The 12,773-nt window shown below is 67.5% G+C and carries 17 protein-coding genes; 3 read left to right on the top strand and 14 right to left on the bottom strand.

What is annotated here, in order from left to right; translation table 11 throughout:
* Window position 1: 1 nt before the first annotated feature.
* Window positions 2-205 carry a DUF2093 domain-containing protein gene (locus tag GV044_RS09740; RefSeq protein WP_159868772.1) on the bottom strand — a complete coding sequence of 68 codons (204 nt, stop codon included), beginning with the start codon at window positions 203-205 and terminating at the stop codon, window positions 2-4.
* A 27-nt stretch (window positions 206-232) separates the two neighbouring features.
* Window positions 233-1,693 (bottom strand): exodeoxyribonuclease VII large subunit, encoded by a 1,461-nt coding sequence (gene xseA / locus GV044_RS09735; RefSeq protein WP_371741585.1) that lies wholly within the window; start codon window positions 1,691-1,693, stop codon window positions 233-235.
* On the opposite strand from xseA, the gene purD reads away from it, so the two are divergent.
* Entirely contained in the window at window positions 1,692-2,972 is a 1,281-nt protein-coding gene (gene purD, locus GV044_RS09730; RefSeq protein WP_159868766.1) for a phosphoribosylamine--glycine ligase, read from the top strand. The two genes, xseA and purD, sit on opposite strands and share 2 nt — an antisense overlap.
* Before the next feature lie 5 nt (window positions 2,973-2,977).
* Window positions 2,978-3,502, top strand: a complete 525-nt coding sequence (locus tag GV044_RS09725; protein ID WP_159868763.1) for a hypothetical protein — start codon at window positions 2,978-2,980, stop codon at window positions 3,500-3,502.
* Between the two features lie 64 nt (window positions 3,503-3,566).
* Here GV044_RS09725 and GV044_RS09720 read toward each other — a convergent pair whose 3' ends face one another.
* Both GV044_RS09720 and GV044_RS09715 read right to left on the bottom strand, forming a co-directional pair.
* Complete coding sequence (locus GV044_RS09720; protein ID WP_159868760.1) at window positions 3,567-4,073, bottom strand: hypothetical protein; 507 nt, start codon at window positions 4,071-4,073, stop codon at window positions 3,567-3,569.
* A gap of 30 nt (window positions 4,074-4,103) precedes the next feature.
* Window positions 4,104-5,111, bottom strand: coding sequence for an adenosine kinase (locus GV044_RS09715; protein ID WP_159868757.1), 1,008 nt, complete (start codon window positions 5,109-5,111; stop codon window positions 4,104-4,106).
* 120 nt (window positions 5,112-5,231) lie between these two features.
* Between GV044_RS09715 and GV044_RS09710 the strand changes: the two genes are divergently transcribed.
* Complete coding sequence (locus tag GV044_RS09710; RefSeq protein ID WP_236554832.1) at window positions 5,232-5,699, top strand: hypothetical protein; 468 nt, start codon at window positions 5,232-5,234, stop codon at window positions 5,697-5,699.
* 25 nt (window positions 5,700-5,724) lie between these two features.
* Here GV044_RS09710 and GV044_RS09705 read toward each other — a convergent pair whose 3' ends face one another.
* The 10 genes from GV044_RS09705 to GV044_RS09660 are packed head-to-tail and all read right to left on the bottom strand — an operon-like array spanning window position 5,725 to window position 12,759.
* The gene (locus tag GV044_RS09705; protein ID WP_159868754.1) at window positions 5,725-6,093 is read right to left on the bottom strand and encodes an iron-sulfur cluster assembly accessory protein; all 369 of its coding nucleotides are present in this window, start codon (window positions 6,091-6,093) and stop codon (window positions 5,725-5,727) included.
* On the bottom strand, window positions 6,090-6,599 hold the full coding sequence (locus GV044_RS09700; protein ID WP_201299043.1) for a GNAT family N-acetyltransferase: 510 nt from the start codon (window positions 6,597-6,599) through the stop codon (window positions 6,090-6,092). The genes GV044_RS09705 and GV044_RS09700 overlap by 4 nt, the downstream gene beginning before the upstream one ends.
* Window positions 6,596-7,123 (bottom strand): SUF system Fe-S cluster assembly protein, encoded by a 528-nt coding sequence (locus tag GV044_RS09695; protein ID WP_159868751.1) that lies wholly within the window; start codon window positions 7,121-7,123, stop codon window positions 6,596-6,598. Before GV044_RS09695 ends, GV044_RS09700 begins: the two co-directional genes overlap by 4 nt.
* Complete coding sequence (locus tag GV044_RS09690; RefSeq protein WP_159871182.1) at window positions 7,120-8,355, bottom strand: cysteine desulfurase; 1,236 nt, start codon at window positions 8,353-8,355, stop codon at window positions 7,120-7,122. Before GV044_RS09690 ends, GV044_RS09695 begins: the two co-directional genes overlap by 4 nt.
* Before the next feature lie 32 nt (window positions 8,356-8,387).
* Window positions 8,388-9,122 (bottom strand): SufD family Fe-S cluster assembly protein, encoded by a 735-nt coding sequence (locus GV044_RS09685; RefSeq protein ID WP_159868748.1) that lies wholly within the window; start codon window positions 9,120-9,122, stop codon window positions 8,388-8,390.
* Window positions 9,119-9,862 carry a Fe-S cluster assembly ATPase SufC gene (gene sufC / locus GV044_RS09680; RefSeq protein ID WP_159868745.1) on the bottom strand — a complete coding sequence of 248 codons (744 nt, stop codon included), beginning with the start codon at window positions 9,860-9,862 and terminating at the stop codon, window positions 9,119-9,121. Before sufC ends, GV044_RS09685 begins: the two co-directional genes overlap by 4 nt.
* Before the next feature lie 5 nt (window positions 9,863-9,867).
* On the bottom strand, window positions 9,868-10,329 hold the full coding sequence (locus GV044_RS09675) for a hypothetical protein (RefSeq protein WP_159868742.1): 462 nt from the start codon (window positions 10,327-10,329) through the stop codon (window positions 9,868-9,870).
* Window positions 10,326-10,814, bottom strand: coding sequence for an endonuclease domain-containing protein (locus GV044_RS09670; protein WP_159868739.1), 489 nt, complete (start codon window positions 10,812-10,814; stop codon window positions 10,326-10,328). The genes GV044_RS09675 and GV044_RS09670 overlap by 4 nt, the downstream gene beginning before the upstream one ends.
* A complete protein-coding gene (gene sufB / locus GV044_RS09665; protein ID WP_159868736.1) occupies window positions 10,814-12,307 on the bottom strand; it encodes a Fe-S cluster assembly protein SufB in 1,494 nt (497 codons plus the stop codon). The genes GV044_RS09670 and sufB overlap by 1 nt, the downstream gene beginning before the upstream one ends.
* A complete protein-coding gene (locus GV044_RS09660; protein WP_159868733.1) occupies window positions 12,304-12,759 on the bottom strand; it encodes an SUF system Fe-S cluster assembly regulator in 456 nt (151 codons plus the stop codon). Before GV044_RS09660 ends, sufB begins: the two co-directional genes overlap by 4 nt.
* Window positions 12,760-12,773: the final 14 nt, after the last annotated feature.

The raw sequence follows: 12,773 nt of genomic DNA, 5'->3' as shown, positions 1-12,773 counted from the left end.
CTCACGCCGCTCCGAGCAGCCGCCGGGTCGCGATCTCGGCCGTCGCGTAAGGCTCCTGCCGCTCCGCGCTCCAGTAGCGGAGCACTTCGAGCGGGATCTTCTCGCCCGAGACGGCGCACAGGACGTGGTTGCCCGGGCTCAGCACGCGAAAGCCGTTGGGGCCATAGCGCAAGGTGGCAGGACGGTCGGCAGAAGACATCAACATGGGCATCGATCTAGCAGATGGTCTCGGTCAGAACAAATCGCCCTGCTGGACGCCCGGCTCTTTCGGGCGGGCCGCGCGGCGGGGTGTGGCATTGGGTACCACGGTGAGGTCGCCATCGCGGAACCTCAACGTCAGTGTCGGCTCGCGCTCAGCCTGAGTCTTATCGGTTAGGGTGTGACCAGAAGCGTCGATCACGCGCGCGAAACCGCGGGCCAGCGGCTTGTCTGGGTTTAGTTGAGGTAAGACTCGCGCGACGGGCGCGAAGTGCTTGCAAGCGATATCGAATTGCCGCTGCAGCAGGGCCGGCGTCAGGCCGGCACGAGCCAAGCGTTCCTCCGCACGCTCGACCCGATGGCGCAGCAGCGGAAGCGATAGCCGCGCGCCTTGCGCATCGAGGCGGGCACCGGCGCCGGCAGCACGCTCACGCAAGGCGCGACGCAGGCGCTCGCTCGCCTCGTCGAGGCGCTGTGCCTTGACTGCCAGCAGTGCCTCGGGCCGGGGCAAGTGGCGCGCGCGTGCCTCTAACCGCTCCCGGCCGAGCGCGACCGGACGAAGTGCGCAGCGGCGCTTGCGCAGTGCCAGTTCGGCCAGTTGCGAGCCCAGTTCTGCGCGCACCGGCACGGCCATCTCGGCTGCAGCGGTCGGCGTGGGAGCGCGCCGGTCGGCGGCATAGTCGCACAAGGTGGTGTCGGTTTCGTGCCCGACGGCGGAAATGGTCGGGATCGTGCACTCGGCCACCGCGCGCACGACGATTTCTTCGTTGAACGACCACAAGTCCTCGATCGAACCGCCACCGCGGGCGACGATGACCAGGTCAGGCCGCGGCACCGCTCCATCCGCAGGCATGGCGGAGAAACCGCGCACGGCGGCGGCCACCTGGCTCGCGGCGCCGTCGCCTTGCACCAGCACCGGCCAGACCAGCACGCGGCTGGGGAAGCGATCGGCCAGTCGGTGCAGGATATCGCGGATCACCGCGCCCGTAGGCGAGGTCACCACGCCGATGGTTGCGGGCAGGAACGGCAGCGGCTTCTTGTTGGCTTCGGAGAATAGACCCTCGGCTGCCAGCCGCGTCCGCAGCTTTTCCAGCAGCGCCAGCAACGCGCCTTCGCCGGCGATCTCCATGCTCTCGACGACGATCTGGTACTTGGAGCGTCCGGGATAGGTGGTCAGCTTGCCGGTGGCGATCACCTCGACGCCGTCCTCCGGGCGGAACGCGAGCCGCTGCGCGCCGCCCTTCCACATCACGCCATCGATCACCGCCTTGTCGTCCTTGAGGCAGCAGTAGAGGTGGCCCGAAGCGGCGCGCTTCACGCCCGACAATTCGCCGCGCAGGCGCACGAAGCCGAAGCGATCCTCCACCGTTCGCTTGAGCCGTGCGGAAAGTTCGCTGATCGACAGCGGCTCGGCGTTGTCGCCGGGCATCGCCTTGGCTACGAGCGGCGCTTTCCGTTCGTCTCCATAATCGTCGTCATCGAAAGGCAGAGCCATGAACATCCTGTTGCTGGGATCGGGGGGCCGTGAGCATGCGCTCGCCTGGAAGCTGGCGCAATCCCCGCTTTGCGGCACGCTCTACGCCGCGCCCGGCAATCCCGGCATTGGCGAGCATGCGACCTGCGTCGCGCTCGACGCTACGGATCACCCCGCCGTCATCGCGTTCTGCGAGGCGCAGGCGATCGGGTTGGTGGTGATCGGGCCGGAAGCGCCTTTGGTCGATGGCTTGGCTGATTCGCTGCGCGGCGCTGGTCTGTCCGTCTTCGGTCCCAGCCGCGGCGCAGCGAGGCTGGAAGGCTCCAAGGGCTTCACCAAGGACTTGTGCGAGCGCGCCGGCATTCCAACGGCCGCCTATGTGCGCGTGTCGAACGAGGCAGATGGATTGTCAGCGCTCGATGGTTTCGGCGCTCCCGTCGTCATCAAGGCCGATGGCCTCGCCGCGGGCAAGGGCGTCACCGTGGCCATGTCGATGGAAGAAGCGCAGGAGGCCGTGCGCGAGATCTTCTCGGGCCGCTTCGGCGAAGCGGGCGCCGAGGCGGTGATTGAGGAGTTCCTGACCGGCGAGGAGGCAAGCTTCTTCGCGCTGACCGACGGCAGCACCATCGTGCCGTTCGGCTCGGCACAGGATCACAAGCGGGTTGGCGAGGGAGACACCGGCCCCAACACCGGCGGCATGGGCGCCTACAGCCCGGCGCCGGTGCTCACCGCTGCGCTGGAGGGCGAGGCTATGGCCCGCATCCTGACACCGACGGTGCGCGCGATGGCGAATGAAGGCTCGCCCTACTCCGGCGTGCTCTACGCCGGGCTGATGCTGACGCGCGAAGGGCCCAAGCTGATCGAGTACAACTGCCGCTTCGGCGATCCCGAATGCCAGGTGCTGATGATGCGGCTGGAGAGCGACCTGGTCGAACTGCTGCTCGCCTGTGCGCAGAACCGGCTGGGAGCGATCGAGCCGCCGCGCTTCTCCTCGCAGGCCGCGCTGACCGTGGTCATGGCCGCGAACGGCTATCCGGGCACGCCCGAGAAGGGCGGCCGCATCGACGGCATCCCGGCAGCCCAGGCGGGTGGCGCCAAGGTCTTCCACGCGGGCACGGCCCTTGGCATCGACGGCGTGCTGACCGCGACCGGCGGGCGTGTGCTCAACGTCACTGCCACAGGCTCGAGTGTCGGGGATGCGCAGGAGAAGGCTTACGCTGCGGTCGACGCCATCTCGTTCCCGACCGGCTTCTGCCGCCGCGACATCGGCTGGCGCGAAGTCGCGCGCGAGCAGGCCTGAGCGCCATGGCGGCGTCGGTCGACACCGTCCTGAAGCTCAGCCTTGCGGCCGGCGCATTGCTGGCAGGCGGAGGCGTCGGCTACTACTTCGGCGTGTTCCTGCCGGCGCAGGCGATCCATGAAACAGTCGAAAGCGGAACGCAGCGCCAGGCAGCGGCGATCGACCGCTCCGCCGACATCGAACGTGCGCGCCGGGCCGAGCAGCAACAGCGCGAGGCCGCTCGCGAGCGCTACCAAGCCTGTGTCGGTGCCGCGCAGACGACTTACAGCGCGCGCTGGACGGCAGCGTGCCGGGCGCAGCACGACCGGCAGGAGGCGGCCTATGAGGATTGTGCCGACGACCTGTTCAGCACGCGCGAGGGCTGCGCGCGCAAGTACCCGGTCGAACCCGAGCATGGCTGCGCATTGCCTTTGTCGATCAGCAACCGCCTGGTGTCGGATCGCGATGCGGCTCGCTCGCAGTGCCTGGGCGAGATGCAGGGTGGTGCGGTCCCGGATGATGGCGAGACTTGGGGCGCTGCAGCCGGTTAGGTCGGCGCACATGTCTTCTGGATTATCCTCTCCCCTGAAGGAGAGAGGATAAAGCGCATGTCCGTCAGGCCGTCTCGCCATCCATCAGGAGCTTGACGGTGAGCGCCAACCGGCTCGCATCGTCGCGGGCGATGTGCTCCGTCGGCAGCCGCTGGCGCGCTGCGGCGAGCGCTTCGACCACTTGCGGGCGGGTGTAGCCGCGCTCCACGAAGTACTCGCCCAGGAAGTGCACGGCGAACGGCGGCTTCGCTCCGGCGGCGTGCGCCAGGATCTCCAGCCAGTAGGCGTCGAGGTCGGCATCGGCGTAGACCGGGCAATCGCCTGCGAACGCCGTCATCTCGTCCAGGACCTGGTCGCACGGGAGGCCCTCACGCTGGATCAGCTCGCGGCTGATCCCGTGCAACGCTTCGGCCTCGGGCGACCAGTCCCAGAACCGCCAGGCTTCCGCAGGGTGGATGAGCCAGGTGCGGCTGGATCCGTCCACTTTCGCGATCGCCACTTCGATCGGGTAGGAGTGGCCGTATTCTGGCAGGCAGCTCGCTTCGAAATCGATCAGCGCCGGGCAGGTCATCGCGTTCCTCCCCGGCGGCTGCGCATCGCCTCAGCCCACTCGCTCGGCGACGAGTTCGGCCAGGTTGACTTCCGGCCTGGCGCCGAAGTGCGAAATGACCTCGCTTGCGCAGATCGCGCCGAGCCGCAGGCACTCGGCGGCCGGACGCTCGCGGACATGGCCGAACAGGAACCCGGCTGCGAACAAGTCGCCGGCGCCGGTGGTGTCGACCACGCGCGCGATCGGCTCGGCAGGCACTTCCACCCGCTCACCGCCGCTGATGGCCACGGCACCGTGCTCGCCGCGCGTCACGACGATGACGGGGACATGGTCGACCAGGGATGCGAGGCCGGCGTCGAAGTCTTCAAGGCCCGTCAGCGCCGCAAGCTCCGTTGCATTGGCAAACAGGATATCGATCTGCCCTTGCGCGATCAGTTCGCGGAAGTCACCGCCATGTCGATCGATGACGAAGGCGTCGGACATGGTGAAGGCGACCTTGCGTCCTGCCGCCTTGGCGGTGTCGATCGCCTTGCGCATGGCAGCGCGCGGTTCGGCAGGATCCCACAAGTATCCTTCGAGATAGAGCACTGCCGATGCCGCGATCGCATCGAGGTCCAGCGCCTCGGCCGGCAGGAACTGCGAGGCGCCGAGGAATGTGTTCATCGTGCGCTGCGCGTCCGAGGTCACGAAGATCAGGCAGCGCCCCGTCGGCGGATCGCCCGCGCGCGCAGGCGTGCCGAAGGCGATATCCGCCGCGCGGATATCATGCGCGAAGACCTCGCCCAGCTGATCGTCGGCAACCTGGCCGATGAAGGCGCAACGCGCGCCGAGCGCAGCCATGCCGGCCAAGGTGTTCGCCGCCGAGCCGCCGGAGATCTGCGCCGTCGGGCCCATGTGCGCGTAGAGTTCCTCGGCGCGCGCGGTATCGATCAGCGTCATGCCGCCGCGGGTCAGGCCAAGGTCCTCGATCACCTTGTCCGAGCTGTGCGCCAGCACGTCGACCAGGGCGTTGCCGATCGCGATTACGTCGTATCGCAGTTCGGGCTGGGTATCGCTCATGCTTGCTGACATTCCTCTGGCATATTCACAGGTGCCGCCAATCGGCCTCATGCCGCGAGTAGCCTGCGGGTCGACCCGCGGCAACCGTGCGCGGCGTTGACACCAGGCAAGGCGCGCGCGATGCGGGCAGCGACCATGTCCATAGCGCGATTACATTCCAGCCCATCAGCAGCCGGCCTGGCCCGGGTTCGCGCTCTCGCCGGCTTGGCCTTGCTGGTGCCGTTCCTGGCGGCCTGTGCCTCAACCGGACCGGCCAGCACTCCGCGCCCCGGCAAAGGCGCCACCATTCGCGAGCCCGTGCGTGCAACGCCCCGCGATCCCACCTTCCAGACGATCCCAGGTCTTCAGGGCGTGATCGGCGCGAGCGAAAGCCAGCTGGTGCGCCAGTTCGGCGCCGCGCGGCTGAACGTGTGGGAAGGCGACGCGCGCAAGCTGCAGTTCACCGGCAAGGCCTGCGTGCTCGACGTGTTCCTCTATCCCACGGCCCAATCGAAGGAGCCGCTGGCCTCCTACGTCGATGCGCGGCGATCATCGGATGGGCAGGATGTCGACCGGGCTGCGTGCGTAGCGGCGCTGAAGGGGCGGTAGGTTCGGGCGTTGGCGGCCCCTCGCTTCAGACCGTGAAGCTCTCACCGCAACCGCACGAGCCCTTGGCGTTGGGGTTGTTGAAGACGAACCCGGCCGAGAAATCGTCCTCCACCCAGTCCATGGTGCTGCCAACCAGGTAGAGCACCGAGCCACCATCGATGAAGAACAGGCCGCCCGGCGTCTCGATGCGCTCGTCGAAGGCATTCGCCTCGCCCACGTAATCGACCGAGTACGCCAGGCCCGAGCAACCGCGCCGCGGGGTGGAGAGCTTGACGCCGATCGCATCGTCAGGAGCCTTGCTCATCAGTTCGGCAATGCGGGCTTCGGCGCCCGGCGTCAGCACGACGGCGGCGGGGCGGGCGCGGACTTTGGTGCCAGTCATTTCGGTGGTCATGTCAGCCTCTTCTGCCAGAACAGCGCGTGTCCGGCCTCGGGATCGAGCGTGTAGTCGCCATAGCCCAGCGACTTGTAGAGCCGCTTAGCGTTGTGGTTGCCGCTCAGCACTTCAAGCGTGATCTTGCAGGCGTTGCGCGCACGCGCCTCGCTCTCGATCCGCTGGAACAAGGCACTGGCGATGCCGTGACCGCGGTGCGGGGCGAGCACGCAGACGTCATGGATGTTGACCAGCGGCGCGGCCGCGAAGGTGGAAAATCCGGTGAAGCATACCGCCACGCCGACCGGCCTGCCGCCAAGCCGTGCGAGGAAGGCGAAGGCCCCAGGAGTGCCGGCGAGCCCGGCTGGCAAGCGCTCGCGCACATCATCCGCCAGTGGCTCGCCGCCACCCATCGGATCGCGCGCATAGCCATCGAGCACGTGCACCAGCGCCGCAGCATCATCCGGGTTGCGGAAGCCGACCGGATCGATCGTCAGCGCCAGGTCGAGGGTCGCGGCCTGCTTCACAGCATCCCCAGCTCGAGCTTGGCCTCATCGCTCATCTTGGCCATGTCCCACGGCGGATCCCAGACGAGATTGACCTCGCAGTCGCGTACGCCGGGCACTGCGGCGACGCGCAGCTCGATCTCGCCCGGCATCGATTCCGCGACGGGGCAATGCGGCGTCGTCAGGGTCATGGTGACGGCAACGCCGCCCTCGGGCGAGACATCGACGCCGTAGATCAGCCCCAGCTCGTAGATGTTCACCGGAATCTCGGGGTCGTAGATCTCCTTGAGTGCGGCGATCACGCCCTCGTAGATCGCGCCGCCGGGAGCCGCAGGATCTTCACCCTCGGGCTGCTGGGCCAGGAACCCTTCCAGGTAGTCGCGCTTGCGGGCGAGCTTCTGGCTCGGCGTCTCGTCGCCATGCGGCGCCTCGACACCGGCTTCGTCCATCGGCGCGTCCTCGACACGGGCGCGCGGTGGCGGGCTCCCTGCCGCGACTTCCTCGACCGCGAATTTGCGGGTGTCGTCACGAGTATCTTCAGTCATTGGGCGAAAATCCTCCGCGTGCGCTCGAACCCTTTCAGGAGCGCCTCGATGTCCGTCTCGTCGTTGTAGAGCCCGAAGCTGGCCCGTGCCGTCGCCGGCACCCCCAGGTGCTCCATCAAGGGTTGAGCGCAATGATGCCCGGCGCGGATCGCCACGCCTTCCTCGTCCAAGATAGTGCCGAGGTCGTGCGGATGCACCCCGTCCAGCGCGAAACTGGTGATGCCGATTGCGTCGGCTGGCCCGAACAGCGTCACATCGTTGCGCTCGCCCAAGGCGTCGCGCAGCTTGGCCGCAAGGCTGCGCTCGTGCTCGTAGGCGACGTCGAGACCGATTGCTTCGAGCCACTCGATCGCAGCCGCCAGCCCGATCGCCTCGATGATCATCGGCGTGCCCGCCTCGAACCGCTGCGGTGCAGAGGCGAAGGTGGTCTTCTCGAAGGTGACGGTGTCGATCATCGCGCCGCCGCCGTGCCACGGCGGCATGGCGTCGAGGATCTCGGCCCGCGCCCACAGCGCGCCGATCCCGGTGGGGCCATAGAGCTTGTGCGCGGAGAAGACGTAGAAGTCGCAATCGAGCGCGGCCATGTCGAGCTTGATGCGGGGCGCCGCCTGGCATCCGTCGATCAGCAGCTTGGCCCCCACGCCGTGCGCCAGGTCGGCCGCGCGGCGCACGTCGAGCACCGAGCCCAGCACGTTGGAGACATGGGCCAGGGCGACGAGCTTGTGCGCAGGCGTCAGCATGGCGGCCGCGGCATCGAGGTCGATGCGCCCGTCCTGCGTCAGCGGGCATACGTCGATTGCCACGCCGGTCCGCTCGCGCAGGAGCTGCCAGGGCACGATGTTGGAGTGGTGCTCGAGCATCGAGATCAGGATGCGGTCGCCCGCACGCAGGTTCGCCTCGCCCCAGGTGCTGGCGACGAGGTTGATCGCCTCGGTCGCGCCGCGGGTGAACACCACCTCATCCTCGCTTCCGCCGATGAAGGCCGCGACCCGCCGCCGCGCCGCCTCGAAGCCGAGCGTCATCTCGGCGGAACGGGCGTAGACGCCGCGGTGGACGGTGGCGTAGTTCACACCCATCGCCTGCACGGTGGCGTCGATCACCGCCTGCGGCTTCTGCGCCGTCGCGGCCGTGTCCAGATAGCGCCAAGGCGAGCCGTCGAGGTTCCACATGCCGGGGAATTGCACGCGCAAGTCCTGACCGGGCTGGGCTGGGCGGAGGGCCTCGTCCAGCATGGCGTCGCCGACGATGCGGTCCTGCGTGTCGCTCACAGGATCGTCTCCAGCCGGGCGAGCGCAGCTTCGCTGAGTGTCGGCTCGTTTGCCGCGCCGGCAAAGGCCTCGGCGATGAACGCCTGCAGCATCAGCTGCTTGGCTTGCGACGGGGGCAGGCCGCGCGACATGAGGTAGAACAAGCCGTTCGCATCGAGCTCTCCGACCGCGCAGCCGTGCGCCGCCTTGACGTCGTCGGCGTAGATTTCCAGCTCGGGACGGGCATTCGCCGTTGCACTGCGGTCAAGCAGCATGGCGCGGACCGACTGCTCGGCATCGGTGCCGTCGGCGCCGCGCTCCACCGCGATACGGCCCAGGTACGTGCCCGTCGCCTGGCCTGCCAGCACCGTGCGCACGATCTGCGCCGAAGTGGCGTCGGGCTCCGCATGGGTGACTTCGGTGACGATCTCCACCGTCTCGGTGCCCGTCGCCAGCTGTGCGGCGCCCAGCGTGAAGTCCGCCTTCTCACCCAGCCGCACGTCGACGGCGATGCGGCCGAAGCTCGGCCCGGACAGCAGCACGCGCAAGTCGAACTGCGCGCCAGCCTCGAGCGTCACGACCAAGTGCCGCGCGACCGTGCCGCTGCCGGTCTCGACGACATCGAGCGAACCGCTCTCACCCGCCGCGACCACGATCTCCTCGCGCGCGACCGGCCAAACGCCAACCAGCGCGTCGATGTCGGAATAGCGGTAAGCCTCGTGCCTCCGGGTCGGAAGTTCGAGCGTGGTCACGCCGCCACCGCCTCGTAGCCTTCGCTTTCCAGCTGCAGCGCCAGCTCCGGACCGCCCGAGCGCACGATGCGGCCACCCGCGAGCACGTGCACGAAGTCCGGCTTCACGTAATCGAGCAGGCGCTGGTAGTGGGTGATCAGCAGCACCGCCTTGTCGGGCTTGCGCATGATCGCGTTGATGCCCTCGCCGCAGATGCGCAGCGCATCGATGTCGAGGCCCGAGTCGGTCTCGTCGAGGATCGCCAGCTTGGGGTCGAGGATGCCCATCTGCACCATCTCGGCGCGCTTCTTCTCGCCGCCCGAGAAGCCGACGTTCACCGGCCGCTTCAGCATGTCCATGTCCATGCGCAGCAGCCCTGCCTTCTCGCGTGCAAGCTTCAGGAACTCGCCGCCCGACAAGGGCTCCTCGCCACGGCTCATGCGCTGGGCGTTGGCCGATTCGCGCAGGAACTGGACGAACGATACGCCGGGAATCTCAACCGGGTACTGGAATCCCAGGAACAGCCCCGCCGCCGCACGCTCGTGCGGTTCCAGCTCGAGCAGGTCCTGGCCCAGGAACTCGACCGAACCGCCGGTCACCTCGTACCCCGGACGACCGCCCAGCACATAGCCGGTGGTCGACTTGCCCGCGCCGTTCGGTCCCATGATCGCATGGATCTCGCCCGCGTTGATCTGCAGCGAGAGCCCCTTGAGGATCGGCTTGTCGGCGACGGTCGCCTGAAGGTTTTCGATGTGGAGCATGGGTCTCAATTCAACTGGGATCGGGTGGGAGGCGCGGGTTCACAGTCCTTGCGTCCAGTGCTCATGCACTGGCGCAACGACTCGACCATGGCCTGAAAACCTTCCGGATCGTGCGCCGTGAACCCGACGCGCTGTTCCATGGCATCAAGAATGCGCTCGATCCTGGCACGGCGGATCACTGCATCGGTCCAATCGGGCTTGTGCGCGAGGGTGGCATCCATGGCGCGGGCCGTAGCGACGCGCAGCGGTCGGCAAGCGGCAAGTGTCCGGGTCATCATCGCCTTGCGCTCGGCGACAGTCTGTTGATGGCCAGCCTCCATGCCGTCGAGCACGGGATCGCTGACGCAACCCATGTACTTGACGTAAGGCGTTGCGGCCTCGTCAGGCACCGGCACGCCGTCCCAAGCCGCGATGTCGGCGGGAGTCGACGGCAAGGTGGCGACGGCGAGAAGCAGCGCTGCGATCATCGCTCCCCGCCGTCCTCGTCATTGGCGAACAGCTGACCAGCGTTGCGGCGCGCAGTGCGCTTGTCGAAGGGCTTGTTCACCTCGACCGTGATCGCCTTCACGACGGTGCCGATGGCGTTCAGCACCTGCTCTTCGGCAAAGCGCAGCACGCGCACACCGACATCGGTCAGCTTCTTGTCCTGCAGCGCGTCGACTTCGGCGTTCGCGCCTTCGGGTGAGATCAGCACCGCGATCCAGCGCGATGGACAGGCGAAATCGACCAGCACCGAGCCGAGCACGAACTGGCGCGTGAACTTCACACCGCCCAGCTTCGAGCCCGAGAGCTGTGCCCAGAGCGCGGCCTGTGCCAGTGTCGGACTGCGCCGCTGGTCACGCGCGCGCTCCTTCAACTTTTCCAGCCGCGCGCCAGTGAGCGCGAAGTTCGCCTTGGCCGGCCTGGTAGAAGTGGCGGCGCTGATGCCGAGGGTCTTGCGTTCCGCCGTCATCAGCCCACGCTCCCCTCGAGGCTGATCCCCAGCAGCTTCTGCGCCTCGACCGCGAACTCCATCGGCAGCTGCTGCAGCACTTCCTTGGCGAAGCCGTTGACGATCAGCGCCACGGCAGCCTCGGTGTCGAGGCCGCGCTGCTGGGCGTAGAACAGCTGGTCGTCGCTGATCTTGCTGGTCGTCGCCTCGTGCTCGATCTGCGCGGTGGGATTGCGCACCTCGATGTAGGGCACGGTGTGCGCGCCGCACTCCTTGCCCAGCAGCAGCGAATCGCACTGGGTGAAGTTGCGCACGTTGTCGGCATTGGCACCCACGCGCACCAGCCCCCGGTACGTGTTGTTCGACTTGCCGGCAGAAATGCCTTTGGAGATGATCGTCGAGCGGCTGCCCTTGCCATTGTGGATCATCTTGGTGCCGGTGTCGGCCTGCTGGAAGTTGTTGGTCACGGCAACCGAGTAGAACTCGCCGACCGAGTCTTCGCCGTTCAGCACGCAAGATGGATACTTCCAGGTGATCGCGCTGCCGGTCTCGACCTGGGTCCAGCTGATCTTGCTGCGCGCGCCCTGGCACAGGCCACGCTTGGTCACGAAGTTGTAGATGCCGCCCTTGCCCTCGGCATTGCCGGGGTACCAGTTCTGCACTGTCGAGTACTTGATCTCTGCATCTTCCAGCGCGACCAGCTCGACCACTGCGGCATGGAGCTGGTTCTCGTCGCGCTGGGGGGCAGTGCAGCCTTCCAGGTACGAGACGTAAGAGCCCTTGTCGGCGACGATTAGCGTGCGCTCGAACTGTCCGGTGTTCTCGGCATTGATGCGAAAATAGGTCGACAGCTCCATTGGGCACCGCACGCCCTCGGGAATGTAGACGAAGGTGCCGTCGGAGAAGACCGCGCAGTTCAGTGCGGCGAAGTAGTTGTCCTGCACCGGCACCACGCGGCCGAGCCACTTCCGCACCATCTCGGGGTATTCCCGAATGGCTTCGGAGATCGAGCGGAAGATCACGCCAGCCGCCTCAAGCTCGGCGCGGAAGGTCGTGGCGACCGAGACCGAATCGAACACCGCGTCGACTGCGACCTTGCGCGCGCCTTCTACCCCGGCGAGCATCTTCTGCTCCTCGATGGGAATGCCCAGCTTCTCGTAGACGCGCAGGATCTCAGGATCGACCTCGTCCAAGGAGCCCAGCAGCTCCTTCTTCTTGGGCGCGGCGTAGTAGTAGGCGTCCTGGTAGTCGATCGGCGGCACGTTGAGCTTCGCCCAGTCCGGCGGGGTCATCTCCAGCCAGCGGGCGTAGGCCTTCAAGCGCCACTCCAACATCCACTCCGGCTCGTTCTTCTTGGCCGAAATGAAGCGGACGGTGTCCTCGGACAGCCCCTTAGGCGCGAACTCCTGCTCGATCTCGCTCGACCAGCCGTGCTCGTAGTCGGCAACGCGAGCCGCCGCGTCGTGCGCAGCCTGATCGCGAAGCTCGGGGTTCTGGAGGGCCTGATCGTTCATGCAGCGTACTCGGACGAGAGGAGTTGGGGCGCCAGGGACGGAGCCGGCGCCACTTGCGCCAACTGGATCAGCGAGACGCCGGCCAGAGCCCCGCGCAGCGCCTCGTTCACCAAAGGCCAATGCGGGCGCACGGTGCAGGCGCCTTCGAGCGTGCACTCGTGCTTGCCCTTCTCGACGCAGGCCGTAAGGGCGATCGGGCCTTCGACGGCTTCGACGATGTCGGCGACGGTAATCGCGGCGGCCGGACGCGCCAGCTTCAACCCGCCGCCCACGCCACGCGAGGAGCGCAGCAGGCCCGCGTTGGCGAGGCAGCTCACCAGCTTCTGCACCGTGGGCGCGGGCAGGCCCGTCTCTTGGGCCAGCTGCACCGCTGAAACGCGCGCACCACCGCAATGCCGCGCGGCGGCGGCCATCACGACGACGGCATAGTCGGCCATGCTGGACAAGCGCATGTGAAAGCTACCCG

This window comes from Novosphingobium sp. 9U (genome assembly GCF_902506425.1).
Taxonomy (GTDB): Bacteria; Pseudomonadota; Alphaproteobacteria; order Sphingomonadales; family Sphingomonadaceae; genus Novosphingobium.
The sequence above is the reverse complement of the archived record's forward strand: the minus strand, read 5'-3'. Positions and strand labels throughout refer to the sequence as shown.

Coding starts and splice junctions, on each gene's coding strand:
- sufB (WP_159868736.1), bottom strand. CDS start 12,307: ATGAACGATCAGGCCCTCCAGAACCCCGAGCTTCGCGATCAGGCTGCG.
- GV044_RS09710 (WP_236554832.1), top strand. CDS start 5,232: ATGCGGGCAGCGACCATGTCCATAGCGCGATTACATTCCAGCCCATCA.
- purD (WP_159868766.1), top strand. CDS start 1,692: ATGAACATCCTGTTGCTGGGATCGGGGGGCCGTGAGCATGCGCTCGCC.
- GV044_RS09690 (WP_159871182.1), bottom strand. CDS start 8,355: ATGCTGGACGAGGCCCTCCGCCCAGCCCAGCCCGGTCAGGACTTGCGC.
- GV044_RS09740 (WP_159868772.1), bottom strand. CDS start 205: ATGTTGATGTCTTCTGCCGACCGTCCTGCCACCTTGCGCTATGGCCCC.
- xseA (WP_371741585.1), bottom strand. CDS start 1,693: ATGGCTCTGCCTTTCGATGACGACGATTATGGAGACGAACGGAAAGCG.
- GV044_RS09720 (WP_159868760.1), bottom strand. CDS start 4,073: ATGACCTGCCCGGCGCTGATCGATTTCGAAGCGAGCTGCCTGCCAGAA.
- GV044_RS09715 (WP_159868757.1), bottom strand. CDS start 5,111: ATGAGCGATACCCAGCCCGAACTGCGATACGACGTAATCGCGATCGGC.
- GV044_RS09675 (WP_159868742.1), bottom strand. CDS start 10,329: ATGATCGCAGCGCTGCTTCTCGCCGTCGCCACCTTGCCGTCGACTCCC.
- GV044_RS09660 (WP_159868733.1), bottom strand. CDS start 12,759: ATGCGCTTGTCCAGCATGGCCGACTATGCCGTCGTCGTGATGGCCGCC.
- sufC (WP_159868745.1), bottom strand. CDS start 9,862: ATGCTCCACATCGAAAACCTTCAGGCGACCGTCGCCGACAAGCCGATC.
- GV044_RS09725 (WP_159868763.1), top strand. CDS start 2,978: ATGGCGGCGTCGGTCGACACCGTCCTGAAGCTCAGCCTTGCGGCCGGC.
- GV044_RS09670 (WP_159868739.1), bottom strand. CDS start 10,814: ATGACGGCGGAACGCAAGACCCTCGGCATCAGCGCCGCCACTTCTACC.
- GV044_RS09695 (WP_159868751.1), bottom strand. CDS start 7,123: ATGACTGAAGATACTCGTGACGACACCCGCAAATTCGCGGTCGAGGAA.
- GV044_RS09705 (WP_159868754.1), bottom strand. CDS start 6,093: ATGACCACCGAAATGACTGGCACCAAAGTCCGCGCCCGCCCCGCCGCC.